The organism is Paenibacillus taichungensis, assembly GCF_050994985.1.
Lineage (GTDB): Bacteria > Bacillota > Bacilli > Paenibacillales > Paenibacillaceae > Paenibacillus > Paenibacillus taichungensis.
Map to the genome: position 1 here is coordinate 5,400,353 of NZ_CP194720.1, position 25,878 is coordinate 5,426,230.

Here is a 25,878-nt window from a genome sequence, read left to right on the forward strand (position 1 = left end):
CGTTTTGACAGAACTTACGAAGCATCAACGAAGGTAGCGCTTACAAACATCCAAAAAAAGGGTTGATAATTGAGAAACCATCCACTATGATAATCTCATCAGTCCGGATAATAAAGTTAAAGCACTTTAACTTTCAACTACATAACATCATATGAAACCTTTTTATTACGGGGGAACTTAACTCTGAAAGTTAAAGCGTTATAACTTTATATCATTTAGAAAGGTTGGTGTTTATGTGACCCATCGCGAAAGCCGGCGGCAGACATTTTACATGTACCTCTTCATCTCTCCATGGCTTATCGGTTTCTTCGTGTTTGCCTTGTATCCGATTCTGTCATCCCTTTATTACAGCTTCACGGACTATGACATTATCCACCCGCCGAAATATGTCGGACTCGCGAATTACACAGAAATGTTTCAAAATGACCTGTTTTGGAAATCTGTTGTCGTAACGGTGCGCTACACCTTTATCAGTGTACCGATCCAGCTGCTGCTGGCACTTGGATTTGCTCTCCTGCTCAATGCGAAAATACCGTTCCGCGGATTTTTCCGCACGGCCATGTATTTTCCGAGCATGGTATCCGGCGTCGCCATGTCCTTGCTATGGTACTGGATTTTCAACCCATCGATCGGTCTGTTCAATTACGTGCTGTCCTGGTTCGGCATTAGCGGCCCAGCCTGGCTCATGAGCCCCGATTATGCGCTTTACGCTCTGATGATTATGTCCTTCTGGACGGTGGGCTCAGGCATGATTTTGTTCCTTGCGGGACTTCAGGGCGTTCCTTCAAGCCTCGTGGAAGCCGCCAGGCTTGACGGTGCGGGACGCTTCCGCATTTTCCTGAACGTGACGCTTCCCATGATTTCACCGGTACTTTTGTTCCAGCTGATTATGGGCGTCATTGATTCCTTCCAGGTATTTACACAGGCTTATGTAATGACCCAAGGGGGTCCAAACTACTCGACCTGGTTCTATGTTTACAACCTGTACACCAGCGCCTTCAAGGAATACAGGGCAGGCTACTCCTCGGCACTCGCTTGGGTGCTGCTGATCGTCGTCATGGCGTTTACGGCGCTCATTATTAAACTCTCGAACCGTTATGTTCACTATGAAGGAGGCGGACGCAAATGAGTACGATTCCGACTGCCGGACCAGGGGCTTCACCTTCTGTGAATAAACGCCGGCGCAAAATCGACCCGGTTAGCATTGCCAGCTTCATTGCCCTGGTGGTCACCACCTTTCTCATGCTCCTCCCTTTGTTTTTCATGGTCTCGACCTCACTGAAATCGAAGAAGGAACTGCTGACGTTTCCTCCGACCTTTCTGCCGGAGTCCTGGCAGTGGAGTAACTACAGAGAAATTTTCGACACGCTTAACTTCGGTCAAATGTATATGAACAGTCTCATTATCGGCATTTTGACCGTTGTGGGCACCCTGTTTTCGTCGGCTCTTGCAGGCTATGGTTTCGCCAGATATCGGGGCAAAGGCAGTAACCTCTGGTTCATGCTCATGCTCAGCACCATGATGCTTCCATATCCGGCGATTATGATCCCACAGTTCATTCTCTTTTCCAAGCTGAACTGGATCGATACTTTCCTGCCGCTGATTGTCCCTGCGTTTTTCGGTTCGGCATACAACATCTTTTTGCTGCGACAGTTCTTCTCCACGCTGCCGGATGAGCTGTTTGACGCCGGACGCATCGATGGCTGCAGCGAGTTCCGGATGTGGCGACAGATCGCTTTGCCTCTATCCGGTCCGGCACTTGCAACCGTTGCGATCTTTGCCTTCATCTACAGCTGGAACGATCTTTTGACACCTGTACTCTATTTAAGCTCATCGGATAAGTTTACGCTTCCGGTCGGTATGTCTTCCTTCACATCTTCGCGTTTCCGAATTCCGCCGTGGCATCTGCTCATGGTTGCCTCCGTGCTCGCCATGCTGCCGATCGTGACTCTGTTTGCGATAGCCCAGAAGCGGTTTGTAGAAGGAATTGTACTTACAGGCATCAAGTAAAGACTCCGTCGCACGGGCGGCAAAAAAACTTGAATATATGGGGGACTGTAGTTCATGAAAACGATAAGGATCAAAAAGTCTTTTACACTTTTGCTTGCGACCAGCATGCTCGTCGTATTGGCATTGTCCGGCTGTAGTGGCGGTAAATCAGCAGGAGATGTCGTACCTGGTAACGATGGCGATAGCGCTAACTCAGGTGGGCAAGTAACCATAACGCACTACACCATCGATTCCGAGGATCGCACCTTTATCGAAAAGCTCGTTCCGGATTTTGAAGCCCAACATCCAAATATTAAGGTAAAAGTCGAGAAAGCTCCTTACGAGCAATTCGACAGTAAACTCCAAACACTGATTGCCGGGGGCAAATCGCCTGACGTCACAAGCCATTATGGATACGGCGGTTTTGCAGAGTATTACAACAAAGACATGCTGCTCGACATGAACGACATTATTAAGGAAGACGGATTTAAAGCGTCCGACTACAACATCCCGGATGATCTTATGAAAATCTACACCGTCAAAGACCAAGTCTACGGTATTCCGGTCAACATGTACGTCTCTCTGATGCTCTACAACAAAGACATGTTCGACGCTGCCAATGTTCCTTACCCTCCAAGCGATTACGAGGACAAGAGCTGGACGTTTGACAAAATGGTCGAAGACGCGAAGAAAATGACGCATGTATCCAATGATATTGCCAAAACTCAATATGGCGTTGACTTCACATGGTCCGAGCGCGATATGCGCCCGCTCTATTTCGGAGCCGAACCCTACTCCCAGGATACCTGGACCAACGGCGGCGTACCATCTGAGACTCATTTCGATTCGCCTGAAGTCATCGCAGCCTATAACAAGCTGTTCAACCTGATCTTAAAAGATAAAGTGTCTCCGACTACGGAATGGAGCAAAAGCGTAGCGGGCCAAAACGGCGATGCATTCGTAACCGGCAAGGTCGGTATGACCGTCAGCGGCTCATGGAGCCTTGCGGGCTCCAATGACTTCCCTTTCAAGGTTGGCGTAGCCGCAGTGCCTGCCGGCGGCAATGACAAGGTCCGCAGCGTGCTTTTCGTCGATCCACTCTTGATTCTGAAGGGCTCCAAACATCCGAAGGAAGCTTTTGAATGGATCAAGTATCTCGTCAGCGACGAAATTCAGGAAAAATCCATCGACCTGAGCGGTGGTAACCCTCCTGTAAATACGAAGGCAGCCGAAACCTATTACAAGCATTTTGACGGCATTGATGCGGCAGATGTGAAGAAGGTTTACGAGGGCGCTGTGGAATACGGATTTGAATCCTACAACCACCTGATCACCCACTATTCTCAGATCAACGACATGTTCATCAACGAGATGCAGCCGATTGATACCGGACACAGTACCGTTGAAGAAGTAATGCCGACGATTCAGAAAAAGGTCATGGAAATTATCAAACGTTAACGCTAAACATTGTGCCGTCCCGCAAGGGGCGGTGCATCTATCAAATTAGCTTCGCGGCTAAGCCTCCGTACATGTATACTAATGTTAAGTCAATATAAAGTACGGAAAATCTGCCGCAAGGAGAATAAACAATGAAGGTTAGTATATTTGATGTTGCAAAGAAATCAGGGCTCTCCGTCGTAACGGTCTCTCGCGTCTTAAACGGTGCCGAATCCGTACGAGAGAAAAATAGGCAAAAGGTTCTGGAGGCTATCAAGGAGCTCGATTACCATCCCAACGCTGCTGCGCGGAGTTTAGCCCGCGGTAAGACAGGAATCGTCGGCTTGATCATGACCACTCTTCAGGATTCCTTCTTTGATACCGTCGTTAAAGAGCTGAACGAAGTGCTTGCACTTCACGGCTATTTTCTTGCCGTTTCGGTCTCTACCGGCATCGGCTCCGATGAAACCCATTACCTGATCCAGGAGGACCGGGTAGACGGACTTATTCTGCTCTCGCCGATGGAAGAGGATAACTACATCGTGGAACTGAAGCGGCGCAATATTCCTTATGTCCTCATCGACAATCAAAAGCCGGAGAATGATACTTTTTCGGTAACGATCGACAACTACAAAGGTGGCTATGCCGCTACGAAGCATCTGCTTGATCTCGGCCATACCTCCATCGCGCACTTAAGCGGACAAAACATGTTCCGCAGTACGAGAGAGCGTCGCAGCGGTTTCCTGCAGGCACTAAAGGAAAAAAATCTGGCTCCGTTTGAAATGACTACGGGCGATTTCGAAATCGATTTTGGTTATGACATCTGCCGCAAATGGCTGCGCGAGGGACGCCTTCCTTCCGCGGTGTTCGCGGGCGATGACCATATCGCGCTTGGGGTCGTGAACGCCCTCATGGAAGAAGGCATCAAGGTGCCTGAACAGGTAGCTATCGTCGGCTATGACGATCAGTATATTTCATCCAAATTGCACCCCCATCTGACAACGGTCCGGCAGCCTGCCGACCGCATTGGGGTTGCCGCTGCCGATATGCTGCTGAAACGCATGGACGGTACGATGAAACGCGGGGCTAATGTAAGGATCGATCCTGAACTCATCGTGCGAGAATCTACTGGATCACCAACAAAAGGTACGACCGGATAAAAAATATAACCTTATATATAGGAGTGACGACCATTGGCTTACTACTTGGGAATCGATGGGGGAGGAACAAAAACATACGCCCTGCTGACCGATGACTTCGGCAATGTGCTTGGCAAAGGCGTGGGCGGCAACGGCAATCACCAGATTGACCACGCCTTGGCCGCACAAAGCATACGGGAAGCTGCAGAAAGAGCTCTGAACGAGGCAGGACTTCGGATTCATGAAATCTCGCACACCTATTTCGGACTTGCAGGAGCAGATCGGGAAGTAGATTACCGAATCCTGCACCCTCTAGTTCAGGGAATCGGATTCACCCAGAATTACTCGATTAACTGTGACACCATGATCAGCCTGCGCGCAGGCACGAACCGACCTTACGGGGTCGCACTGATCTGCGGCACAGGCACCAACTCTGCAGGCCGTAATCCGGCAGGAGAACATGTGCAGGTCGGTGGTTTTGATTATATGTATGGCGATTTCGGCGGTGGCGGTTCCCTCAATATTGAGGTGTTCCGCTCTGTCATCCGTTCTTGGGACGGCCGTGAGCGGCCAACGCTCCTGACTCCCCTGCTGTTGAACTTTCTTGGGTATAACAGTGTCAGCGACATGTTCGATGACTTTCAGGATCATGGCAAGCATGTGCCTGTCCATGCAGCGAAGCTGCTGTTTGAAGCCGCCGCAGAGGACGATGCTGTAGCTCTGGAAATCCTGAACCGTCAAGGCGTAGAGCTTGGCAAATCAGCGGCTGCGGTGATTCATAAACTTGGAATGGAAAAGGACGCCTTTGACGTTATACTAGCAGGAAGTCTGCTAACAAGGGGAGATCGTGGATGGATTCACAGTAAAATTGAACAGACTGTTGCAACCGTCGCTCCGAATGCGACCATTGTAACTTTGGCAACCGAGCCTGTTGTCGGTGCCTTATGGTCTGCTATGGATGCGGCCGGACATGCGGTAAGCCAGGATGTATATGACAAAATGAGGGCCTTCCGTGACTTCGAACATATTAAGCAAACAACAAGATAAACGTCTATAAACACTGTCATCATAATAAATTCTTAAAAGACTGGAGTGTGCAAAATGGCATATGAACAAGGGCTAAAAATAGCGGTAATCGGTGGTGGATCTTCCTATACTCCGGAGCTTGTTGAGGGGTTCATCCTCCATCATGCCGAGCTTCCTGTACGAGAGCTGTGGTTGGTAGATATTGAGCCGGGAGAACGCAAACTAAATATTGTCGGCAACTTGGCCAAACGTATGGTGGAGAAATCGGGTCTGCCGATTGAAGTACATTTGACGTTCGACCGCCGCGAAGCCATCAAGGGTGCGGACTTCGTCAGCACTCAAATGCGTGTCGGCATGCTTGACGCCCGTGGCCGCGATGAATCCATCCCCCTGAAATACGGTGTGATCGGACAGGAAACCACCGGACCCGGAGGCATGATGAAGGCGCTGCGGACGATTCCGGTCCTGCTTGATATCTGTCGTGATATTGAAGAACTCGCTCCTAATGCCTGGCTTCTGAACTTTACGAATCCGGCGGGTATGGTCACGGAAGCCATTCTGAAGTACTCCAACGTTAAAAGCATTGGTCTCTGTAATGCACCAATCGGCCTAATCAAGCAAACCTCAGCCAAATACGGCGTAGAAGCGGACCGCATCTATGCCGAGTTTGTTGGCCTGAACCATCTCCACTGGATTACGCGTATTGATGTGAACGGAGAAGACAAACTGGATGACATGCTGGCTGATACAGCCGGTTACAGCGCGAAGAACGTACCTGCACGGGAGTGGAATCCGGAATTCCTGCAATCCCTGCATGCCCTACCTTCCTACTATTTAAAATACTTCTATATGACCGATGCCATGCTTGAAGAGCAGTTGGAATCCTTACAAACAGGTGGTAACCGTGCGGAAGTGGTTAAACGCGTCGAAGAAGAACTGTTCGAGCTTTACAATGACCCGGACCTGAAAGATAAACCGAAACAGTTGGAACAGCGGGGTGGCGCCTTCTATTCCGAAGCAGCCGTAAACCTGATGCGCTCACTGTACAACGGAACGAATGACATTCAGACGTTGAACGTAGCCAACCAAGGTATCATTGATTTCCTGCCAAACGATGCCAGTATTGAAGTCAACTGCGTGGTCACCAAAACCGGTCCACTGCCCCTTCCGCTAACCAAGGTTCCTCCAATGGCAGTTGGACTGATCCATGCGGTTAAAACCTATGAGCGCCTCGCCATCGATGCTGCCGTGACCGGCGATCGTGGATTGGCCATACAGGCATTGGCCCATCATCCTTTGGTCCCTTCGGTCGAAGTGGCGATTCAGATGCTGGATGAAATGCTCGAAGCCAACAAGGAATATTTACCGCAGTTCTTTACTGAATCTGCAGCTAATGCATAATTCGGCTATCATCCATTCGTCCTGATACCATAAGAAAAACGTCTATCGACGTACTTTCACATTAAACGAAACCGCCATATAACAGGATTTCCTGAGATATGGCGGTTTGTCGTTTCTAGGCATTTTCCTATCTATATCGCTTGCTCAAATCAATCATTAAATCATTCTCCTAGCTAGCTCCATCCATATTAAAAAGCAGGCAGGGAGCAACTCTCCCTGCCTACTTGCATATGAGCAACCAACGGATGATGAGTTGCTTAGTATGTCCACCAGTTGCCGGACATCACGATCAGGGAGAACAGCTTGATGCTGTCTTCATAGTAGCCTTCATTGGAGCTGCTGGCCGTTTTGGTCCAGACGGAATTCAGCCAGTTTTGATTCACGGACGAGGTCATAGCGCTGACACCAAACGGTGCATAGAACGCCCCGCTGCCGCCAGAACCTGTAACCGTGCCGTTGAGTTTATAACCATCCTTTACGTTGCTAGGGTTACCGCTTACTTTGGCTGAGATCCAGCTATTCATTTGATTGAGCTGATTGAGTGCCCGGCTGTCACCAGTCATCAGGTAATCCGTTGCAATCCGCCAAGGCGTACGACATGAGTTGTAATCGTAGCTGCCATCGTTCGCCCCTTCTAGAAAATTGGCTGAAGCAGGCTTGTATGTCGAGCCAGACAGAACGATGAAGTCTGGAAGCAATCCGGTTGATGAGCTGTACCCGTTGTATAAGGAGTTGATAATGGTATAGGTTTTGTCGATCACGTTCGCCCATTTGGCATCACCCGTTGCTGTCTGGAACGCCTTCAAGTGATTCAGCATAAAGTCCGATGGACGGGTAGCATTTTTGAAGGTGTTGTCCGTTGCCCAATCGCCAAGACGCAGCGTCCATTGGGACTGATTCACGTCACTTTGCATGATGGCATTGATGATGTCCTTGCCGGCCTGAAGATAGTTGATACTGCCGCTGCTACCCCACTGCTTGTCCGCAAGCAGGAGCGAATAAGCAATGTCCATGTCTCCATCCGTGGCCGAGTCAGCACCTTCAATGTTCTGGAAGCTGCTGTTTTGTTTCCAAGCCATCAGTTTCGAATTGTTGGCGCTCGGATGAGCTTTATAATATTGATAAAGTCCGTCGAAATAGGCCTGTGCATTGCCGTCATAACCGGCCATTAGAACCGTTGCCAGCATTCCGTACCCATGTGCCTCAGATACAGTATCCCCGTTGGACTGATATTTCACATAATATTTGCCCGTGCCCGCCGTTTTCAGATAAGCTGATTTCCAGCTGTCCCATTTCGCTTTAACGGAGCTGTCCATCGCACTTTGCGTAACATGATTAGGCTTGATCGAGCCGCTGGTATATGTCGTGTGCTGCGGGAACGGCTTGTTTGGAGCTGCGAAAGCAAAGCCCGCTGGAACCAGAAGAAAAGCGAGACAACACATCATAACAGCCTTGCTGCTAACCGAAAATCTCCTATTTTTTCTCATAAATTTACGCTCCTTTTAGGTCCAAATGGGTCTTGATCCATGACATAACCTTTAAGCCGAAAATTCAATGCAGCATCTTGAGGAAAAAACCATGATTCATTATTGGCCTTGCGAGACACAATCACCTCCACCTAAAAGTTAAAGCGCTTTAACTTTTAAAACGCTTACATTTATTTTAATTGCTCTTCTAATATTTGTAAATAGATATTTCTGAGATTGAATCTAAAGTCCTGATTCGACATTTGCCAGTAAAAAAACGGAAATCAATGCACGGGGGTTTCTTACCCTAATTAATATCAAGCCTTCATTCACTCACGTATGGATGACTACTTGCTTCTTCGCAGGCATACAAAAATCCCCTCAAGCTTCCAGTGCTTGAGGGGATTTTTATACGATCTCTTTTTTCACTATTGTCTACCATGTGAGAAGAATACCAGGCTCCCATAAAAGGGCTTTGATTCTTTTATTTTCGTATCACTGTATATCCTTTATCTTTCAGCAACTTCACGACCCCATGATCGCCCAAGTAGTGCGCTGCGCCAACCACGATGAAGTACTCTTCACCCTTGCCGTTTTTCAGGTAACCATCGATCTTATCAGCCATTCCCACATTACGGTCGATCAGCATTGCTTTGTTGTATTCTTCATCATCAGAGAAGCTGTTCGTCAGCTCCAGCAGTTGTTCGTCATTCCCTGTCTTCCACATTTCGGCCATTTGATTCACGCTGTCATCCAACACATCGAAATTGTCCAAAGTTGCTTTCAATGTTTTCTCTTGCAGCTCCTTAGAGAAGTCATTGAACATTCCCAATTGAGATTCATAGGATTCCAACTCGATCACCGGAAGTTTGCGCTCAATTGCCTTCTGTATGAAGTACAGATCAACCCCCGCAGAAGCTTCATAGCCCGCTTTCATAGACTTGAGACTGGCTAATGTGCTCTCTACTACCCAGGGCTTAAAGGTATCCAGTGCATTCGGATCCAATCCACTTTGCTTCAAAATATTGCCCAGTTGAGTATACGTCTCGCTGGAAATGTGATCTTTCAGTGTTGTGCCATCCTGATACGAGCCCAGATCCAGAACAATCTTCTGCTGCGCTTCTTCAGCCGCTTTGCTGATATCGATCTCTACGCCCAGGTAATCCGCCTCGGCAAAAGCTTCTTCAAACTCCTTACGCAATGGATAAAAGCTTTCATCCGCAATATGCATAGAACCTACCAGGTACACGGTGTTGCCGTTGCTTTCGACTTCCCACATGTAGCCACGTCCACCGGTTTGAACAGTTTCTGTTTCGCCACCTTTGGAAACCAGCAGCACTGTGCGTGTAGCAGCATCCCAACGGACCTCATAACCAGTTGCATCCCCGACAATGCGAATCGGCGCATAGGTTACGCCATTAATGCGTGTAAGCTTGCTCTTCAAAGTAATCGTTTTGCCGTTAACGACGGCTGTAATCGTATCATCTGTTGCTGTCGTCAGTTTCACGTCCATCGCATCCAGCGTGGAACGAAGCGGAACAAGTGTTGTTCCTTTATTGTTAATCGGTGCACCCGTCGTGTATTCAACCGTTTCGTCATTCACCTTTACCGATGTCTCTTGCGGAGAGGCCATAGCCGGTACTGCGGATGCGAGCAAACCGACCGATATAGTTAGGGATAAGAGCATGCGTTTCCAGTTTTTCATATCATGTATTCTCCTTAAGAATGAAATAATGAAAAGATATGTTCACTAGAAGAGAAGTTAGAGATGGGTGCCACACCGACTTTCTTGAGTGCAGCACCTGCTCCAATTAAATTATTTTACTGACACATCAAAACACTACAGGCAAAGCATCAAGCACAAAGCGTTTTGTAAACTTGGATCAGATCTTATACGCCTTCATCGCTTTAAACAATTCCTTGAACGTTGGGCGTTTACCATACATCAGCACACCTGTACGATAGATTTTCGCTGCGAGCCAGCCGAAGATCATAATCGATACCACGAGAATGGCCAGGGACGTCCAGATCTGCCAGGTTGGCGCAACGCCTGCCCCAATCCGTACCAGAATTGCCGTTGGCGATGTGAACGGAATGAAGCTTGCTACTTTCAACAACAGGATGTTCGGTGTAGCAATACTGAAAATTGCAATATAGAAGGAAACCAGGGACAACATTGTAATCGGCAATACGGCCTGACCCAGTTCTTCTGTCCGACTCACCATCGAACCAATGGCCGCGAACATCACCGCATACAGGAAGTAACCAAGAATGTAGAAGATGAGTCCATATACAATGACTGCGACGTTCACATCACCCAGGTTCATGTTGAAATCACTCAATACATCGCGGTTATGCGGTAACAGCATATTTCCAGCAACTACTGCACCGAAAATACCGATTTGCAGCAAACCTACCATGAAAATACCGATGATTTTACCAAACATCTGACTGAGCGGGGAAACACTCGTAATCAAAATCTCCATAATACGCGAGCTCTTCTCGGCCGTAATCTCGGAAGCAATCATATTACCTGTCATCATCGTTGATGTGAACAACAGGATAATCAGCAGGTATACCACAATGTAGTTGATGCCACTCATGGTACCTTCCGACTCCGCAGCAGCTCCGCTTTGGCCAGAATCAAGGCTTTGTTCTGTCAGTTTTACTGGCGTACTGATGAGCTGTTTTTGCTCCGCCGTGAGTGTATCCTTCACTACCACATCCAGCTTTACAATTTGCAGTGCAGCTTCAATAGGTGCTATAACCTGCGGGGAGATATCATCGCTTGAATATAAGACCGGCTGTGGGAAATCTTGCCCCGCAACAGGTTCAAACTTCAGGTACCCATCCAAAACCTCCGACTCCACATCGGCTTTGAGGGCCGCTTCATCTTTACTCGCGTCGTTAACAAAACGATACGTCTGGTTACCTTGTGCGGAGGAGTATGTCTCCAGCTTCTCAGCTACCTCCGTTTGTCCCGTGCTCAGCAGACCGATATTCACCGGATTCGTGCTCGAGCCTCCACCGATGGGACCACCATTAAATAAGGTAATGAAATATGGAATATTGAGTCCAATCGTAATTAAAAGTGCAAGTACAATAGTCGTTACCATGAAAGACTTCGTTTTTACTTTGTTTTTGAACGTAAATCCGATAATTGTCCCCATTTTATTCATTCGACTCACCTACCTCACGAATAAAGATTTGGTTAAGCGTTGGTTCCTTGATTTCAAAATGTTCAACGGTCGTCTGAGCCATGGCTGCTCTCAGAATTTCCTGAGCTGCTTCCATCTGACCAATATGGATCAGGTATCCACGCTCATTTTGCTCTACCTTTTTCACACCCGGCAACTGTTCCAGACCGCCCACATTACCTGTGGTGCTCAGGAATACATGCTCACGTGGATAACGGCTCTTGATCTCTTTAATCTCTCCTTGCACAACGGTATTGGAGCGATGCAGAATTGTTATCTGACGACATAATTCTTCAACGTGCTCCATACGGTGTGTCGAGAACAAAATGGCTGTGCCTTCGTCACGCAACTCCTTCACCGTGGATTTCAGCAATTCCACGTTGACCGGATCGAGTCCGCTGAAGGCTTCATCCAAAATGAGAATTTGCGGTCTGTGGACCACTGCGGCAATAAAGCCCATCTTTTGCTGATTCCCTTTGGATAGTTCCTCAATCTTTTTGTCGTAATACTCCGGCACTTCGAATCGGTCCAACCAGTACTTCAGGCTCTGATCCGCATCCTTTCCATTCATGCCGCGCAGACGGGCCAGATAGTTGATCTGTTCACTAACCTTTACCTTTGGGTACAAACCGCGCTCTTCTGGTAGATATCCCATAATCTGCTGCAATTCTGTGCTATAAGGTTTGCCGTTGTACTGGATATTTCCGCCATCCGGGTGGATCAGCCCAAGCACCATACGCATCGTTGTTGTTTTACCAGCACCGTTGGCTCCGAGCAGACCGTAAATCTCCCCTTCTTTCACATTAAGCGTCACACCATTAACTGCCGTTTTGTCTGCGTATTGCTTAACTACCTGCTTCAATTCCAATCGGTTCATCATTTATCGTCTCCCTTCGGTTATTTCCACTGTACGGGTGCATACCCGGCAATCCAGAATGCCAAGACTTCATCCAATTCCAAGTTACGGATCTTCAATACCCGGTTATTTGCCAGCTCCAGCCTTTCCTGCGCTTCGCTGACCCGGGTTGTTATGACGCGAACCAGTCCTCTCTCTTCAGAAGAAGATTCCACAACCCCAGGGATACTCTCTGGTCGTAAATCTCCTTCATACCAGACTTCTTTCCACTGATCGAGCACCATATCTTTCTCGGCCATCCCCAGGGACTGACCACGGTGCATCAATACGATGTAATCTGCGAGCCTTTTGACTTCATCCGCAATATGTGTGGCAATCAGAATCGTGGTGTCGCCCTCAGCCATGAAGGTACGGAACTGCTCGACCATCACTTTCCAGGCAAAGGGGTCCAGTCCGGATGAAGGCTCATCCAAAAGCAATAGTTTTGGGCGAGCTGCGATTGCAGCTGCGATTTCGAATTTCCGTCGTTCTCCCTTGGACATCTTGTTCAGCTTCACATCAACAGGTACTTCCATATCGTGAATCAGTTGGTTGAACAACTTCATATCCCAACGCGGGTACCAGTAGGCCCGAAAATCAGCTGCTTCCTGTGCAGTAATCCGGTTCTCTTCGAGCCCAGCGTTGTCAGCCACAAAACCGATCTGTTGTCTCAGTTCAATGGGAAGAGGCCCCTCATGTTCCTTCCCAAACCATATAATCTGCCCTGCATCAGGCAGTACCACTTGTTGTAGCATGTTAAGAAGTGTGCTTTTACCTGAACCGTTATGACCGAGAATAGCAACTACATACCCTTCCGGGATGGTCAGATCGATCGGGCCAATAACTCTGCGTTTTCGCATTTTGGATACGCCGCTCAACTGAACTGCGATGGGTTCCATGTATGAATCACTCCCTCAATTCGAGTAAACAGCCCTCAGGACTTCCCGGAACAGACTCTCCAGTTCTTCTTCCGTACATCCTACCGATTTTCCGGACTGCACCGCTGCCTGCATTGCTTCCTGCGCGGCCTTCAATCGATAATGTTCTCTGTCGCCAGCTTCTACCTGGGCCACAAATGTACCTGTCCCCTGCTTCGTACGAAGCAGACCTTCATTCTCCAGATCCTGATAGACCCGTCTAACCGTTATAACACTGCAATTCAGTGATCCGGCGAATTCGCGAATGGACGGCAAATGTGTTCCCTCCCCCAACTGACCCGTAACAATTAACGATCTTAACTGATTTTCAATTTGGTGGTATAAAGGTTCAGCGCTATTTTCATTAATTTGAATGGGTATTTTCACATCTTGCACCTCGCCCTCCGGTACACTCCAGTCTGTTACCTGTTCGTGCCGGTTTCATCCTATATTCATTTTTGCGTTCATCCCTCATACCGTTAACTCAAATCCCGAGTGGAAAGTTTCTTCAGCGTCAACCGACTGAAAAGCCATAATCCTGCTATGCCAGCCACCAAAGCCACCCACATAATCGGGGAGAGCAGCCCCCATGATTTACTCATATCAATTACAATCGAAAAACCGTAACGGCCCGACGTTCGAATCAGCAAGGATATGATGATTGTAAGCGGCAAGAACAGCGAACTGAGAAGCAAATATTTTTTACCACTGTGCAAAAACTCTCCGTAAATATATAAACCTGTCATGAGAAGTCCGTAACCTGTACAAGTTATACCAAAGGCCAGGTACTGATCCCACCGGAACCCTTCCTCTTGCAGCCCGACAACGTACAGTGATCCATAGAAAAAGATACCATTATACGTAAACGCCATCAGAGACTGCTGAAGTCTCGACCACATCACTGTCTCGTTTGGAATAGGAAGTCTGCGATAGTAGGCCAACATCTGTGTATAGGAATCCTCCTGTATGTAACGGAAAGATCGTCTGCTGAACACGAATCCCTGAAATGGCACCATGATCAAAAAGAAAGTATCTACAACAGGATTAATGAAATCGGTCTTCTGTTGTCCTAATAACATCACACCACTCATGCCACCCGTGTATATCATAAAAATTGCAGTCCACAGCCATTGGAGCTTATCCTTTTTCATCTCACTGCGGGTCAACCACCACGCCTGCTTCCATGCGCTCATATCATTGCCTGCCTTTCCATCTGTCATTGGAACTCCTTGCTCACTGTATCTACTGTATATATCATTATACACAGTATATAGACCACTTCCTATTCCCGTCAACCCCTTATTTTCCTGAATCAGGAAGAATGGATGGGATTCAGGTCAGTGTTACGATAAAATAAAACTTGATTCTGAACATACAATGATTCATTGTAAAATCATTCGTTCCACTTATAGAGATACTGCAGAGATAGATAGAAAGGATTGATTCACCTATGGATTGGCTAGTTGAGATCGGGTTTGTGCTCCTCTTCCTTATCGTGGTCATCTGGCTCATTGTTCGCGACGAACCCAAACGACATTCTGCCAAAAAAGGCAGACATCGTGTGCGGCGTACCAACGGTTACACCGACTCATCTCCGGCGTACCCGGTCATTACCACCAATGATGACTCCAATACTCAACATTCCAAACACACACACGATCATAAGCATCATGATGGTGATTCTTTTTCGGAATCTAATCATCATCACAGCAATGATAGCGGAAGCAGCAACGACAGTGGTGGAGATAGTGGTGGTGGCGACAGCGGCGGCGGTGGAGATTAAGATGACTCCTCAAATCAAAAAAAGAGCTGTATCCGATATTGTGCGAACACAATTCGAAACAGCTCTTTCTTTTTTCCGGCACCTGAATACTGAAGAGGTTTAATCCTTAAACGAGGTTGTAGCCACTTGGCAGGCTGCGATTACTGCGAATCGCACGAATTTCGGCCAAAGTAAGCCGTTGATTGGTGGAAATCAAAGATTCCACATCATTGCCACGAATCAGATCATCCAAATCTCTCAAGTTGGTGTTCCCGCGAAAGACGCGGAATCCGCCTTGAAAGTTAGGTCTCGTAAACACAACCAGCGTTGCATTCGAGCTTGTCGAGAAGAAACGCAGGCTCTCTACCCCACCCAGAATGTTATCCAGATTACGGAGACCCGTGTTACCACGATATACTCTGCTTCTTTCGCGATAATCTTCTTCTGAATACACCGTGAGACGTGGATACGTTTGACTGACATGGACTGTTTTTTTCATTTGTTTTCCCCCTCTCGATCTCATTCTATGAATGAATGCGAGAGGAAGCTTGGACGAATCCACGGGTGGATACATCCATTTTCATATTTTCAAAGAATTCAATTCATCACATTAAACACCCAGGATGACTTCCCATACCGGGCGTGTGTGCCCACCAGGATACAGCAGGTACAACAGAACGTATACAATAACGCCTGTGATAGCACTGCTAAACCAGATCATGGACGTAAATCTTCCCCAGCGGCGATGTGTCTTGAATTTCTTTTTGAACCCAAGCACCAAAGTGGAAATGCCGAAGACCGCTGCCACCGTGGCAAGGATAATATGAAAGATCAGAAATATTCGATAGAAAATCTCCATCTCCGGGTCCCCACCCCAAGCCGTATTCCCGACAAAGATGGTACGAGACATATAAATGACAAAGAACAGAAGGGCAGCAATGGCCCCTGCAATCATCGCGGTTTGGTGCGCCTCCCGTTTGCCACGGATAATTAGCACCCAGCCAATTCCAACCAGCACCGCGCTAATCACAATGAAAGAAGTACTGATCGTGGGTAGCAGAAAATACATATCCATCGTGTGTTTCCCCCTCTTGTCCAAACAAAACTTGTGTTATTTCGCTGCAGGATTAAGCGGTCCTCCCGTTTTCTCTACAGGGTAAGGATCATCATCATCTTCCCGTTTTTCCTTGCGGTACCATTGGAAAAAGACATACGCGAGCATGGAAACAAAGATGCCTTCCTGTATGAATTTCATCAAAATACCGCCCACCTGCTGATCCTCCTTGGCAGAAGATAGGAAGTTGAAGAACGCCGGTCCACCGAACGAACGCAGCAATGCCGTAGAATCGCCAGATACACAATACCGCATTGCCTCAGCCCATACGGCAGGATTGCTGTAGGTCGCATACAACGGTTCGGAGGCAAAAATAATCAGTCCACAAGCTGGTGTCAGAAGCACCATGTTCAGAAAAATAAATCCAATCTTGGACAATCCCGAAGCTTGTCTACCTTCCGGCAACGGATTGAGCAGCGTCCACCACATCAGCATGGAAGTAATAAAAAGTACAATGTAATACAAACGATGAACCGTAAAATTTAACATCACGTAATCATGTACCACGGGTAGATGATATAACGAGAACAATCCGTTAAACAGCACAGCCGCCACGATTGGATGCGCCAAAAAAGATAACTGCCGTGTCGGCAGCCACCGGATGATCCCACGCCATACCCAAAGGGGCAATCCCTTCATCAGTAACGGTGGCGCTACCAGATAGGACAGAGCCATACTCACCATATGGAAGCTGAACATCACATGCCCCAGCAGATTGAATGGCCCCGCTTGTGCAAGATACAACACCGTAAGCCCTGTGATAAACATCATTTTCTGTGCAGCCGTGGCCTGATCTGCCCCCTTGATCCGCTCACTGAAAGGACCAACGAGCACCAGGTAAGCTGCGGCAATGAGCAGGAACAACGCCAGAATAAGTGGACTCCATAAATCGTTGAAACTAAAATATTGCAACCCGAGCATACGGGAGACCTCCCCGTGACCTGATTTGGTTGTTGCCTAAATCCATTGACGGATTGGTTCGCCTAAAAGGGGAAAAGACGGCGACACTGCGCCGCCGCCATCTCTTTTACCACCAAACCCAATAGAGTGCCATAATGATGCACGTAAAAGCTACGAAAAATCCGAAGCACATGAACAGAATCGGCATCAAATGCCCTTTATCCTTCAAGTGCATCCAGTAACCGAGCTGTACAAACACCTGCAGGATCGCCATAACCACCAATATAATAATGGTAAAGGTCGTATTAACTCCTCCCGCGGCAGCAGCCGCGAACGCAATTAGCGTCAGGACGATCGAGAAGATAAAAACAACGACGTGTTTCTGTGGACCTTCCGCCCGGTGACGATGCTTCACAGGCTGCTGATCACTCTTATCCTGTACCGACATGTGTTACCCCACCTTTCCGAGCAGGTACACGACCGTAAAGATAAACACCCAGACCACGTCAATAAAGTGCCAGTACATTGCGGAGACGTATACTTTAGGTGCAGTTACGACCGTTAATCCTTTTCTGAACAGTTGCCCAATAATGAGCCCGATCCACATAATACCAAATGCAACGTGCGCTCCGTGGAACCCAACCAGTGTATAGAACGCTGAGCTGAATGCACTTGTGGTCATCCCGAATTCTTTATGCACCACATATTCATAGAACTCATAAATTTCAATACAGAGAAATCCGAGACCCAGCAGAACGGTTATTCCCAACCATAATGCAAGAGCGTTACGTTTCCCACGGTGCATAGCCTGAATAGCGAATACACTTGTCAAACTGCTGACCAAGAGAATAAAGGTTGCGGCAGCCACGAGTGGCAGATGAAACAATTCATTCGCCGTCGGTCCGTCATTCGTTTGGCCGCGGAGGGCCAAAAAGGTTGCGAAGAGGGTTCCGAACAATACGGTCTCGCCGCCAAGGAACAACCAGAAGCCAATAAGCTTGTTGCGTCCTTCCAACGTTGCTTTCTCCGGCTCATGCGGCAATTTGCCGTTTGCCGGTTCGGCATGTGAAGTTGTCATGTTCTAACCCCCTTCTCATCCTGATCCTCCGGTTCAATATGCCAGCCATGGTCATCGTAGAGTGACCGCAGTGCCATCGCACCAAATGTAATCAGAAGGCCAATAATGACCACAATATAATTGTTGAACAATCCGTTCATAAACGCATTGCCAAAATCATCTTTGCTGAACATGAGACCAAGTCCTGCAATGAATATACCGACAGACATAACAAACGGTAGCGGCGTCGCTGACGGCATATGGATCGAACCTACAGGTTCAGCCGGTGTCATCTCCGTATGTCCTGCCATCTTTTCCTTCCAATATGCATCGATTCCACGTACCAGAGGCGTCTGCTTAAAGTTGTATTCCGGCGGCGGAGAAGGAATCGACCATTCCAACGTACGGCCATCTTCCCACGGATCATTCGGTGCGTCTGCTGGTTTTCTCGTTGTGATCACGATGTTCACGAGGAACATGATAACCCCAACACCCATCAGGAATGCACCAACGGAGCTGACCAGGTTGAGCAGGTCGAAATCCTGATTCGGCAAATATGTAACGATCCGGCGCTGCATCCCCATCAAACCAAGGAAATGCTGTACAAAGAACGTTAGTTGGAAACCGATCATGAACGTCCAGAACGTCCATTTTCCGAGCGTTTCGCTCAGGACACGACCGAACATCTTCGGCCACCAGTAATGTAGCCCCGAGAACAAACCTAGCACCAATCCACCAACGATAACGTAATGGAAGTGAGCTACAACAAAGTACGTATCATGGAACTGGAAATCCGCAGGCGCAGAGGCCAGCATGACACCCGTTACCCCGCCCATAACGAAGGTTGGAACGAATCCGACAGCAAACAGGTTTGCTGCCGTAAAACGGATCTGTCCGCCCCACATCGTAAAGAGCCAGTTAAATATTTTGATCCCTGTTGGTACAGCAATCAGCATGGTTGAGATCGAGAACAATGCATTGGCGACTGTCCCCAGACCTGTCGTAAACATGTGATGCGCCCATACCATGAATCCCAGAAAGGCAATCAGGATGGTTGCAAATACCATGGAGCTGTAACCGAACAATCTTTTACGTGCAAAGGTTGGAATAACCTCTGAGATAATACCAAATGCCGGCAAAATGAGAATGTATACTTCAGGGTGCCCGAAGATCCAGAAGATATGCTGCCAGAGTACCGGGTTACCGCCACCTGCAACATCGAAGAAATTCGCCCCCAGTATACGGTCAAACGTTAACAGTACAAGTCCTACCGTAATGGCAGGGAATGCAAAAAGAATGATGGCTGATGTAATAAATGTGGTCCAGGTAAACATCGGCATCCGCATATAGGACATTCCCGGCGCACGCATCGTAATGATGGTGGCGAGAAAGTTAATGCCCCCGATGAGTGTCCCTAGACCGGCGATCTGGAGACCTATCGTGTAGAAGTCCACACCGTGCGTGCCACTGTACTCGCTGCCAGATAGTGGCGTATACGAAGTCCAGCCGGCATCCGGTGCCCCTCCCATCAACCAGCTCAGGTTCAAGAGCAGTCCGCCAAACAGGAACGTCCAGAAACCAAGCGCGTTAACAAAAGGGAAAGCAACGTCCCGTGCCCCAATCTGCAAAGGCACAACGGCATTCATAACGGCAAAAATAATAGGCATGACACCAAGGAATATCATTGTTGTTCCGTGCATCGTAATCAATTCGTTGAAGACCTGCGCCGACACAAAATCATTCATCGGTTTCATGAGCTGAATCCGAATCAAAATGGCTTCAATGCCGCCGATTCCAAAGAAAAATCCACCTGCAATTAAGTAGAGCACGGCGATTTTTTTGTGATCGACGGTGGTAATCCAATCCATCAAGCCCCTGTACCGCTTGACGCTATGAGCATGAGCCAAGGTTGTGTACCCCCTTCTTCGTCCTTGCTGTTCTATTCATAGTCCAATTTGTAGTTGGCCAAATATTCGGCAATTCCGTCGATTTCTTCATCTGTGAGTCCAAGGTCTTTCGGATTAGGCATCGTATTGCCTGGCTTCACGGATTGTGGATCATGGAGCCATTCTTTCATGTTGTCCAGCACCGGATTACCGTCTTCCTGGCCTTCGCCCTGGTTCAGCAGAATACCTGCCACGGATTGCTTGCCACCGATACCTGTAAGGTTAGGCGCAACTGGCCCGCCTTGATCCCCAACTGCATGGCAAGAAAGGCAGTTCGTTTTGAACTTCTCAGCCAATTGGGTATCTTCCGGAAGTACCGCCGGAGCTTTCATTTCATTGACCCATTTGTCAAAGGATTCCTGGCTGACCGCTTTTACCTTGAATTCCATGAAGGCATGTGACCTGCCGCATAATTCAGCACATTTCCCTCGGTAAACGCCTTCATTTGGCGCCGAGAAGCTGAACTTGTTAAGCGTTCCATCCGGGTTTGTGTCCATTTTACCCGCAAGTGACGGCACCCAGAAGGAGTGAAGCACGTCAGCGGTTTTCAATTCGAATGCGATTTTCTTTCCGGTCGGGATGATGAGATCTTGAGCGGTGGTTACGTCATATTGAGGATAAGTGAATTCCCACCAGTACTGATGCGAGGTGACTTTGACCTGAATTGCATTTTTGTCGTTGGACAGATCTTCGCCTTGGGCAAAAATCGTTTTTACCGTCGGTACTGCCAGAACGATAACAAGCAACAACGGAATGGCTGTCCATATTACTTCCAGCTTGAAATTACCTTCAACCTGTTCGGGCACTTCATTCTGCCCGGCTCGTCTGCGAAACCGGATCAACACATACGCAGCAATAGCAAATACAATGATGAGCACTACGATCATAATCGTAATGGACAGCTTCATCAGATCATATTGGCCTTGCGCCACAGGACCCTGAGGTTTCATTACCGACAAGTCTTCCCGCCCGCATGCGGATAGCAGCAAAGAGAACACCGCCAGCAAGGGGAGAATTCGCTTTGCAACCTGCCACTGTTTCATCATTGATCTACCCCACTTTTTTAACATTTTCGTAGATTGCCGTTGTCGCCCGAAAAAACTCAAATCAGTTCATTTCAGCACGATACACGTAATCCTGTCCGACATACAGAATGCTTACAAAAATAACGCTTCCACCACTCCCGTCATTTCCTGCTAAGGGCATGTCTGCGCATTCTTCCAATTCATTCTATATGGTTCAATCACTTATTAAATATAAGTTGAGGGTATGATTTTGTCAATCTTTGGACACATGTTCACAAATTGTTCACTATATGTAAAAAACCGCACCACAACTTGATTTGTAACCGATTTCAGTTAAAAATATTACTCTCTACTTTTGAAAATTTTTGCCAAATTTCGGTGATGAAATTGATTTTTTTGCCGATATTTCTCACATTGAAAACATGCAGTATTATGCAAAAAAGAAAAGCATGCAGTAGGTTGTCTCTTTTACAACTACTGGAAGCCGTAGTAAAGCCCCATACCGCTCCCTTTTAGAACCAAACGGCATGGAGCCTGACCTATTGAACATCCCGGCCACCATTAACCAACTTTCTTACCAGCTTTCCATAGATACAGCGTCTAAGTACCGTCAGTTAGTATAAGAGGACCATCACTTGTGATTGCAATCGTATGCTCATACTGGACGCCCCAGCTTCCATCCACTGTTCTCACCGTCCAGCCATCCTCATCCCATACAACCGCCCCTGAACTGCCTTTTGTAAATATGGGTTCAATGGTGATGACCATGCCTTCTGTCAGCATCATGCCCGTCCTGCGTTTCCCATAAGGGAGGACGTTCGGGGGTTCATGGATGTATTGACCGATCCCATGGCCAATCAGAGGCTTCACAATCCCGTAGCGATACAGCCTTGCTGTCCGTTCAATCGCGTTACCGATATCCCCCAGCGTATTTCCTGGCACAGCCTGTGCTATCGCCTTATGAAGCGCCCTTTCGGTTCGATTCATTAGTTTGCGTATGGACCTGCGTTGTTCACCGATCCCATACGTCCATGCAGAATCGGCAAGCCAGCCGTCTTTGTTTACCACCATATCAATAGTCACCACATCCCCTTCGGCCAGTTTCCGGTCATTAGGGAAGCCGTGGCAAACCACCTCATTAACTGAAGCGCATGTAGCGTAAGGATAACCTTTGTACCCTTTTTGCTCAGGTGTAGCTCCTCTTTCAGCTAGAAGAGCCTCCACCCGTTCATCAATATCTCCTGTTGTTACACCGGGGGCCAGCCACTTTTCAATATGCTCGTGACAGCTTCGCAGGATTCGCCCCGCTTCCCGCATGTAGCCAATCTCTTCTTTTGTTTTTAAAATAGGGTCCACCTGCATTCATCCTTCCTGCCATATCTGTACTTCCATGTATATGCAGTAGGATCGAAACAAAGCCCCCAAAAGTAGAGGGAAAGCTTAACAGCTTATTGAGTTTATTTTTTGGACGAGCTGGTTCATCTTTGGAAAAATATATATATACAATTTTCTAAACAAAAAAAACCGTCTGCCGGAGCTTAACGCCCGGGAGACGGTTCTATTCATATCGGAACAGTATAATCAGAGTTGTGTGTGTTTCAGGACACGGAAGAATCCATCTTGACAAGCTCATGCTCAACCACAGAAGTCAATTCTTCCTCGTATCCACCCGTAATCCGGTATTTTCTCACGTACTCCTTCACGAATTTTTTTGGATCTTTAGGACGGAAAATCCGAGTCATTTCCCTCAAACTTTCTTTGACCTCATTGTGACCTTTCGTTGCCATTGTAATTCCCTCCCAAAACGTTGAAAGTGAATGCTCCGTTTAGAGAATGCCGAATAAGTCTTAAATGCCATCCATGAAGTTGTGTGCGCGGCTCAAAGCAAGCTTTAGGTCGGGAACCCTTGCTTAAGCAAGTACCTGACACTATAAATACCCGATATGATTCGGAATGAATCATAATCTTATTGTAGCATATTCGGAAGTATCTTACGACTTGACGATTTTACCTAATATTTATAACGGTTTTTATGCCCAAAAAGTTTAATTCCGAATCATATGTTATAAAAACGTTGCTTCTATACGGAATTAATATATCCAGCATAACACTGTACTATTCGGGGGATATTATCACGGACAACCCATACAGTTAAATTACTGGGATCTAAGGAGGCGTTGTTTCATGGCTGAGAAAGATAAAGAAATGCTGCCCCTTTCACATGAAAAGGTGGAAGTGGACGGAATATACACCAATGAGGCTGGACAAGAAGAACATCTACATCGGGGACAACACTTCCCGGCCGATCCCGTTCTGGGCAAGACAGAATGGGAACTGACAGAATTCGCTTTTGACAACCATCACGAAGGTCGTACTGACGAGCGCTTGGTTCCTAAAGAGAATGACACCGATAAGATTGGCAAGACCACACATCCACGAAGACACTTTCAGCGTGGCGACCGTTAAGTTCTAAACGCAATAAATCACTTTAAAACTAGGGCGCATCATACCAATTATTGGTTGGTGCTGCCCTGTTTTCTATACTATATGCAATTGAGAATACAGAGGGTTAACTTGCATCCCTTAGATCGTTAAGAAGAATTTTCTGGGAACGCTGTTCCAGCTGTCGAAACTCCTCATTGATTCTTCGTTCTTTAGCAGCATCGGGCCGATACGCAGGAATCATCGCCCCGTGCTCACGTATCAATTCGATGCGATTCTTCATTGGAGGATGGTAGGTACGGTTTTGAGTATCATTCATTTCCTGTACCCGCTGAATACGAAGAATTTCCTGAGTTGGAACGGCAGAAATCCGTTTTCTAAACTCCTCATACAGCTCTTTGTTATATTGATATTCCGCAACCTGTTCAGCCGTTTGTGCAAAGAGGCCTTCCATCTCGGCCTTCAATAATAGAGATAACACTGCCTCACTGCCAGTTGTCTCCGATGCTTCATTATCTGCGATGTAGAATACTCGCTGCATCTCATTCCGCATGCTTTTGATTAACAATACATAGATACCGCCTATAGCCACAACACCGACCATACGGAGCAGGCTTTTCCCCTCTTCGATCACACCGTCCAATTTGCCCTTTTCACGTGCTTCCCAGTTTCGTTTCAGCCGCGCTTCCTTCAGCGCGCTCTCTCCCATACTGGCCAGACTCTGGTCGAACGCAGACTGAATCATGTCAAAGGAACGATGGATCTCGGCTTCCAGGACTACATTCTCACTCTTTCCATTAACCTCTTCTACAAGTTCCACATGATCTGTCATCGTCTGAATATACAGACCTTCTGTACCCTCAAGACTGATGCTAGCTCCGCTGATGTTCAGGTCACCCCTGCATTGGATCTGCACGTGGGTTGTGCTGTTCAATGTAACCCCGTTACCCGCAGCCATCGAGATATATAAGGCGCCCTCTTGGAATCGGTCGCTCGAAATTTGAAACTGGTGGGAGTTTAGACAAGGGAAAAAACCACAATACGGATGGCTTCCTCGCATTGTGGTGTTGTTGGTTGTATCGTTGTCAGACCCGGAGTGCTATAAAGCAAGTATTTTAGTTGAATGCAATCGACTCTATTTAACGAGTTGAAAAGTTCAATCATTCGACACTGGGTATGCATTTCAGACTACTATAGAACTATATCTTGGAAGCCTACCTCAACTATTTCTTCATGCTCAATTTCACAGCAAGCCCATGTACTATTTTCCAAGTACAATTAAAAGGCATTCCTTACTCTTCTGATAATCAATTGAGTTGGTTCAACTAAGTGACCTAACTCTTCTTTATTTTCAATGATTGGTGCAAACTTGTCAGATTCAGATTCATGCTCTCCCACAATTTCACTATAATCCATGTAAACTTCTTGATAATAGTCAAAAATATCCTCTTCTACTTTAGTTATAACATCGTCCATATTTTCATCAAGATTGGTATATGCTTCTTTTTGAACATCGTGAAATTCGCCTTCTTCATTTCCATCAATACTTAAAATTATGACTTTCTCTTTTCCAAATATTTTATTTTCTGTTGTCCGTTCCAATATAAATCGTAAGAAACTCCACCGAATACCGAATAATTCATGGTTAAGGTTAGCCATGCCATCACTCTCCTAATAGCTTCTCTTTAATTTTATGTTCTCCAACTCCACCTAAATGATTATATCTCCTGAAAAATATAAGGAAATCGTAGTAAAGTAATTATCTTATTTGATAGATACTTTTTCTGGTATTGATCTAGCTTTGTATTTATGATTACAGTAGTATTCTCTTTTCTGAATATTTGATCTGTACCATTTTCCACAAACACCATGTCAGGATTGAAAGACATTAAAATATTACCGAAAATTTTAAACAACACTTCTAATCCTTCTTCAAACAATTTCCCAAATAATTGAATTCCAATTTCCACATTAATTCCCATCGCATATTCTTCTCTTAAAAAATCAATACTAATAATATCTTCTGTTTCAATATCAAGTGTGAAGTATTTACAACTAAGACGAGAAAAATCTTCGTAGTTAGTTACTTTATCTTCAACTGTATCGCATACTATGTCATAAATTGTTCTTTTAAGTGCTTCCTCATCCAAATTTGAGACTAAGAA

General features: G+C 46.9%; 27 protein-coding genes. 8 read left to right on the forward strand and 19 right to left on the reverse strand.

The window, feature by feature from the left end:
• Positions 1–271 precede the first annotated feature (271 nt).
• The 6 genes from ACR1R9_RS24265 (at position 272) to ACR1R9_RS24290 (ending at position 6,992) form a co-directional block, all read left to right on the forward strand.
• Positions 272–1,129 carry a carbohydrate ABC transporter permease gene (locus ACR1R9_RS24265; RefSeq protein ID WP_433922474.1) on the forward strand — a complete coding sequence of 286 codons (858 nt, stop codon included), beginning with the start codon at positions 272–274 and terminating at the stop codon, positions 1,127–1,129.
• Positions 1,126–2,010: a carbohydrate ABC transporter permease gene (locus tag ACR1R9_RS24270; RefSeq protein ID WP_099858778.1), complete on the forward strand. Its 885-nt coding sequence runs from the start codon at positions 1,126–1,128 to the stop codon at positions 2,008–2,010. The genes ACR1R9_RS24265 and ACR1R9_RS24270 overlap by 4 nt, the downstream gene beginning before the upstream one ends.
• Before the next feature lie 54 nt (positions 2,011–2,064).
• Positions 2,065–3,447 (forward strand): ABC transporter substrate-binding protein, encoded by a 1,383-nt coding sequence (locus ACR1R9_RS24275; protein WP_076290525.1) that lies wholly within the window; start codon positions 2,065–2,067, stop codon positions 3,445–3,447.
• 131 nt (positions 3,448–3,578) lie between these two features.
• Entirely contained in the window at positions 3,579–4,586 is a 1,008-nt protein-coding gene (locus ACR1R9_RS24280) for a LacI family DNA-binding transcriptional regulator (RefSeq protein WP_099858779.1), read from the forward strand.
• A gap of 33 nt (positions 4,587–4,619) precedes the next feature.
• On the forward strand, positions 4,620–5,612 hold the full coding sequence (locus tag ACR1R9_RS24285) for an N-acetylglucosamine kinase (RefSeq protein WP_433922472.1): 993 nt from the start codon (positions 4,620–4,622) through the stop codon (positions 5,610–5,612).
• Between the two features lie 54 nt (positions 5,613–5,666).
• Positions 5,667–6,992, forward strand: a complete 1,326-nt coding sequence (locus ACR1R9_RS24290) for a 6-phospho-beta-glucosidase (protein WP_433922471.1) — start codon at positions 5,667–5,669, stop codon at positions 6,990–6,992.
• Between the two features lie 257 nt (positions 6,993–7,249).
• Here ACR1R9_RS24290 and ACR1R9_RS24295 read toward each other — a convergent pair whose 3' ends face one another.
• The 7 genes from ACR1R9_RS24295 to ACR1R9_RS24325 all read right to left on the reverse strand — a co-directional run bounded on the left by ACR1R9_RS24295 (position 7,250) and on the right by ACR1R9_RS24325 (position 14,687).
• On the reverse strand, positions 7,250–8,479 hold the full coding sequence (locus ACR1R9_RS24295) for a glycosyl hydrolase family 8 (RefSeq protein WP_433922470.1): 1,230 nt from the start codon (positions 8,477–8,479) through the stop codon (positions 7,250–7,252).
• Positions 8,480–8,942: 463 nt separating this feature from the next.
• Complete coding sequence (locus ACR1R9_RS24300) at positions 8,943–10,163, reverse strand: TraB/GumN family protein (protein WP_433948872.1); 1,221 nt, start codon at positions 10,161–10,163, stop codon at positions 8,943–8,945.
• Between the two features lie 178 nt (positions 10,164–10,341).
• Complete coding sequence (locus tag ACR1R9_RS24305; RefSeq protein WP_433922468.1) at positions 10,342–11,637, reverse strand: ABC transporter permease; 1,296 nt, start codon at positions 11,635–11,637, stop codon at positions 10,342–10,344.
• Complete coding sequence (locus ACR1R9_RS24310) at positions 11,630–12,532, reverse strand: ABC transporter ATP-binding protein (protein WP_024632126.1); 903 nt, start codon at positions 12,530–12,532, stop codon at positions 11,630–11,632. Before ACR1R9_RS24310 ends, ACR1R9_RS24305 begins: the two co-directional genes overlap by 8 nt.
• A gap of 20 nt (positions 12,533–12,552) precedes the next feature.
• A complete protein-coding gene (locus tag ACR1R9_RS24315; RefSeq protein WP_310854418.1) occupies positions 12,553–13,449 on the reverse strand; it encodes an ABC transporter ATP-binding protein in 897 nt (298 codons plus the stop codon).
• Positions 13,450–13,464: 15 nt separating this feature from the next.
• The gene (locus ACR1R9_RS24320; protein WP_076290740.1) at positions 13,465–13,854 is read right to left on the reverse strand and encodes a GntR family transcriptional regulator; all 390 of its coding nucleotides are present in this window, start codon (positions 13,852–13,854) and stop codon (positions 13,465–13,467) included.
• A 92-nt stretch (positions 13,855–13,946) separates the two neighbouring features.
• A complete protein-coding gene (locus ACR1R9_RS24325; RefSeq protein ID WP_099858786.1) occupies positions 13,947–14,687 on the reverse strand; it encodes a hypothetical protein in 741 nt (246 codons plus the stop codon).
• A 230-nt stretch (positions 14,688–14,917) separates the two neighbouring features.
• Here ACR1R9_RS24325 and ACR1R9_RS24330 point away from each other — a divergent pair, with 230 nt between their 5' ends.
• Positions 14,918–15,250 carry a hypothetical protein gene (locus ACR1R9_RS24330; RefSeq protein ID WP_433922467.1) on the forward strand — a complete coding sequence of 111 codons (333 nt, stop codon included), beginning with the start codon at positions 14,918–14,920 and terminating at the stop codon, positions 15,248–15,250.
• Positions 15,251–15,356: 106 nt separating this feature from the next.
• Here ACR1R9_RS24330 and ACR1R9_RS24335 read toward each other — a convergent pair whose 3' ends face one another.
• The 9 genes from ACR1R9_RS24335 to ACR1R9_RS24375 all read right to left on the reverse strand — a co-directional run bounded on the left by ACR1R9_RS24335 (position 15,357) and on the right by ACR1R9_RS24375 (position 23,058).
• Positions 15,357–15,728 (reverse strand): hypothetical protein, encoded by a 372-nt coding sequence (locus ACR1R9_RS24335; RefSeq protein WP_099858788.1) that lies wholly within the window; start codon positions 15,726–15,728, stop codon positions 15,357–15,359.
• A gap of 111 nt (positions 15,729–15,839) precedes the next feature.
• Positions 15,840–16,304: a DUF420 domain-containing protein gene (locus tag ACR1R9_RS24340; RefSeq protein WP_024632131.1), complete on the reverse strand. Its 465-nt coding sequence runs from the start codon at positions 16,302–16,304 to the stop codon at positions 15,840–15,842.
• 36 nt (positions 16,305–16,340) lie between these two features.
• Entirely contained in the window at positions 16,341–17,264 is a 924-nt protein-coding gene (gene ctaG / locus ACR1R9_RS24345; protein ID WP_163758915.1) for a cytochrome c oxidase assembly factor CtaG, read from the reverse strand.
• A gap of 106 nt (positions 17,265–17,370) precedes the next feature.
• A complete protein-coding gene (locus ACR1R9_RS24350) occupies positions 17,371–17,691 on the reverse strand; it encodes a cytochrome C oxidase subunit IV family protein (protein WP_076290536.1) in 321 nt (106 codons plus the stop codon).
• Between the two features lie 3 nt (positions 17,692–17,694).
• Complete coding sequence (locus ACR1R9_RS24355; protein ID WP_175382155.1) at positions 17,695–18,321, reverse strand: cytochrome (ubi)quinol oxidase subunit III; 627 nt, start codon at positions 18,319–18,321, stop codon at positions 17,695–17,697.
• The gene (gene ctaD, locus ACR1R9_RS24360; RefSeq protein ID WP_373561767.1) at positions 18,318–20,168 is read right to left on the reverse strand and encodes a cytochrome c oxidase subunit I; all 1,851 of its coding nucleotides are present in this window, start codon (positions 20,166–20,168) and stop codon (positions 18,318–18,320) included. The genes ACR1R9_RS24355 and ctaD overlap by 4 nt, the downstream gene beginning before the upstream one ends.
• Positions 20,169–20,239: 71 nt before the next feature.
• A complete protein-coding gene (gene coxB, locus ACR1R9_RS24365) occupies positions 20,240–21,292 on the reverse strand; it encodes a cytochrome c oxidase subunit II (RefSeq protein ID WP_076290539.1) in 1,053 nt (350 codons plus the stop codon).
• 579 nt (positions 21,293–21,871) lie between these two features.
• Positions 21,872–22,633 (reverse strand): type I methionyl aminopeptidase, encoded by a 762-nt coding sequence (gene map / locus ACR1R9_RS24370; RefSeq protein WP_099858791.1) that lies wholly within the window; start codon positions 22,631–22,633, stop codon positions 21,872–21,874.
• 236 nt (positions 22,634–22,869) lie between these two features.
• A complete protein-coding gene (locus ACR1R9_RS24375; protein ID WP_017690840.1) occupies positions 22,870–23,058 on the reverse strand; it encodes a hypothetical protein in 189 nt (62 codons plus the stop codon).
• A 397-nt stretch (positions 23,059–23,455) separates the two neighbouring features.
• Here ACR1R9_RS24375 and ACR1R9_RS24380 point away from each other — a divergent pair, with 397 nt between their 5' ends.
• A complete protein-coding gene (locus ACR1R9_RS24380) occupies positions 23,456–23,737 on the forward strand; it encodes a transposase (RefSeq protein WP_113055048.1) in 282 nt (93 codons plus the stop codon).
• Positions 23,738–23,840: 103 nt separating this feature from the next.
• Here the strand turns inward: ACR1R9_RS24380 and ACR1R9_RS24385 are convergent, their stop codons facing one another.
• From ACR1R9_RS24385 to ACR1R9_RS24395, 3 genes are all read right to left on the reverse strand, one after another.
• Positions 23,841–24,671, reverse strand: a complete 831-nt coding sequence (locus tag ACR1R9_RS24385) for a hypothetical protein (RefSeq protein ID WP_433922466.1) — start codon at positions 24,669–24,671, stop codon at positions 23,841–23,843.
• Between the two features lie 320 nt (positions 24,672–24,991).
• A complete protein-coding gene (locus ACR1R9_RS24390) occupies positions 24,992–25,372 on the reverse strand; it encodes a DUF6985 domain-containing protein (protein WP_433922465.1) in 381 nt (126 codons plus the stop codon).
• Positions 25,373–25,431: 59 nt separating this feature from the next.
• Positions 25,432–25,863, reverse strand: a complete 432-nt coding sequence (locus tag ACR1R9_RS24395; RefSeq protein WP_197521557.1) for a hypothetical protein — start codon at positions 25,861–25,863, stop codon at positions 25,432–25,434.
• Positions 25,864–25,878: the final 15 nt, after the last annotated feature.

Bases quoted from the DNA above. Each gene is read 5' to 3' on its own strand.
- coxB (WP_076290539.1), bottom strand. From the start codon at position 21,292: ATGATGAAACAGTGGCAGGTTGCAAAGCGAATTCTCCCCTTGCTGGCG.
- ACR1R9_RS24375 (WP_017690840.1), bottom strand. From the start codon at position 23,058: ATGGCAACGAAAGGTCACAATGAGGTCAAAGAAAGTTTGAGGGAAATG.
- map (WP_099858791.1), bottom strand. From the start codon at position 22,633: ATGCAGGTGGACCCTATTTTAAAAACAAAAGAAGAGATTGGCTACATG.
- ACR1R9_RS24305 (WP_433922468.1), bottom strand. From the start codon at position 11,637: ATGAATAAAATGGGGACAATTATCGGATTTACGTTCAAAAACAAAGTA.
- ACR1R9_RS24380 (WP_113055048.1), top strand. From the start codon at position 23,456: ATGGCTGAGAAAGATAAAGAAATGCTGCCCCTTTCACATGAAAAGGTG.
- ctaD (WP_373561767.1), bottom strand. From the start codon at position 20,168: ATGGATTGGATTACCACCGTCGATCACAAAAAAATCGCCGTGCTCTAC.
- ACR1R9_RS24310 (WP_024632126.1), bottom strand. From the start codon at position 12,532: ATGAACCGATTGGAATTGAAGCAGGTAGTTAAGCAATACGCAGACAAA.
- ACR1R9_RS24315 (WP_310854418.1), bottom strand. From the start codon at position 13,449: ATGGAACCCATCGCAGTTCAGTTGAGCGGCGTATCCAAAATGCGAAAA.
- ACR1R9_RS24295 (WP_433922470.1), bottom strand. From the start codon at position 8,479: ATGAGAAAAAATAGGAGATTTTCGGTTAGCAGCAAGGCTGTTATGATG.
- ACR1R9_RS24385 (WP_433922466.1), bottom strand. From the start codon at position 24,671: ATGGCTGCGGGTAACGGGGTTACATTGAACAGCACAACCCACGTGCAG.
- ACR1R9_RS24330 (WP_433922467.1), top strand. From the start codon at position 14,918: ATGGATTGGCTAGTTGAGATCGGGTTTGTGCTCCTCTTCCTTATCGTG.
- ACR1R9_RS24300 (WP_433948872.1), bottom strand. From the start codon at position 10,163: ATGAAAAACTGGAAACGCATGCTCTTATCCCTAACTATATCGGTCGGT.
- ctaG (WP_163758915.1), bottom strand. From the start codon at position 17,264: ATGCTCGGGTTGCAATATTTTAGTTTCAACGATTTATGGAGTCCACTT.
- ACR1R9_RS24350 (WP_076290536.1), bottom strand. From the start codon at position 17,691: ATGTCGGTACAGGATAAGAGTGATCAGCAGCCTGTGAAGCATCGTCAC.
- ACR1R9_RS24325 (WP_099858786.1), bottom strand. From the start codon at position 14,687: ATGACAGATGGAAAGGCAGGCAATGATATGAGCGCATGGAAGCAGGCG.
- ACR1R9_RS24390 (WP_433922465.1), bottom strand. From the start codon at position 25,372: ATGGCTAACCTTAACCATGAATTATTCGGTATTCGGTGGAGTTTCTTA.
- ACR1R9_RS24280 (WP_099858779.1), top strand. From the start codon at position 3,579: ATGAAGGTTAGTATATTTGATGTTGCAAAGAAATCAGGGCTCTCCGTC.
- ACR1R9_RS24265 (WP_433922474.1), top strand. From the start codon at position 272: ATGTACCTCTTCATCTCTCCATGGCTTATCGGTTTCTTCGTGTTTGCC.
- ACR1R9_RS24340 (WP_024632131.1), bottom strand. From the start codon at position 16,304: ATGGATATGTATTTTCTGCTACCCACGATCAGTACTTCTTTCATTGTG.
- ACR1R9_RS24355 (WP_175382155.1), bottom strand. From the start codon at position 18,321: ATGACAACTTCACATGCCGAACCGGCAAACGGCAAATTGCCGCATGAG.
- ACR1R9_RS24275 (WP_076290525.1), top strand. From the start codon at position 2,065: ATGAAAACGATAAGGATCAAAAAGTCTTTTACACTTTTGCTTGCGACC.
- ACR1R9_RS24270 (WP_099858778.1), top strand. From the start codon at position 1,126: ATGAGTACGATTCCGACTGCCGGACCAGGGGCTTCACCTTCTGTGAAT.
- ACR1R9_RS24290 (WP_433922471.1), top strand. From the start codon at position 5,667: ATGGCATATGAACAAGGGCTAAAAATAGCGGTAATCGGTGGTGGATCT.
- ACR1R9_RS24335 (WP_099858788.1), bottom strand. From the start codon at position 15,728: ATGAAAAAAACAGTCCATGTCAGTCAAACGTATCCACGTCTCACGGTG.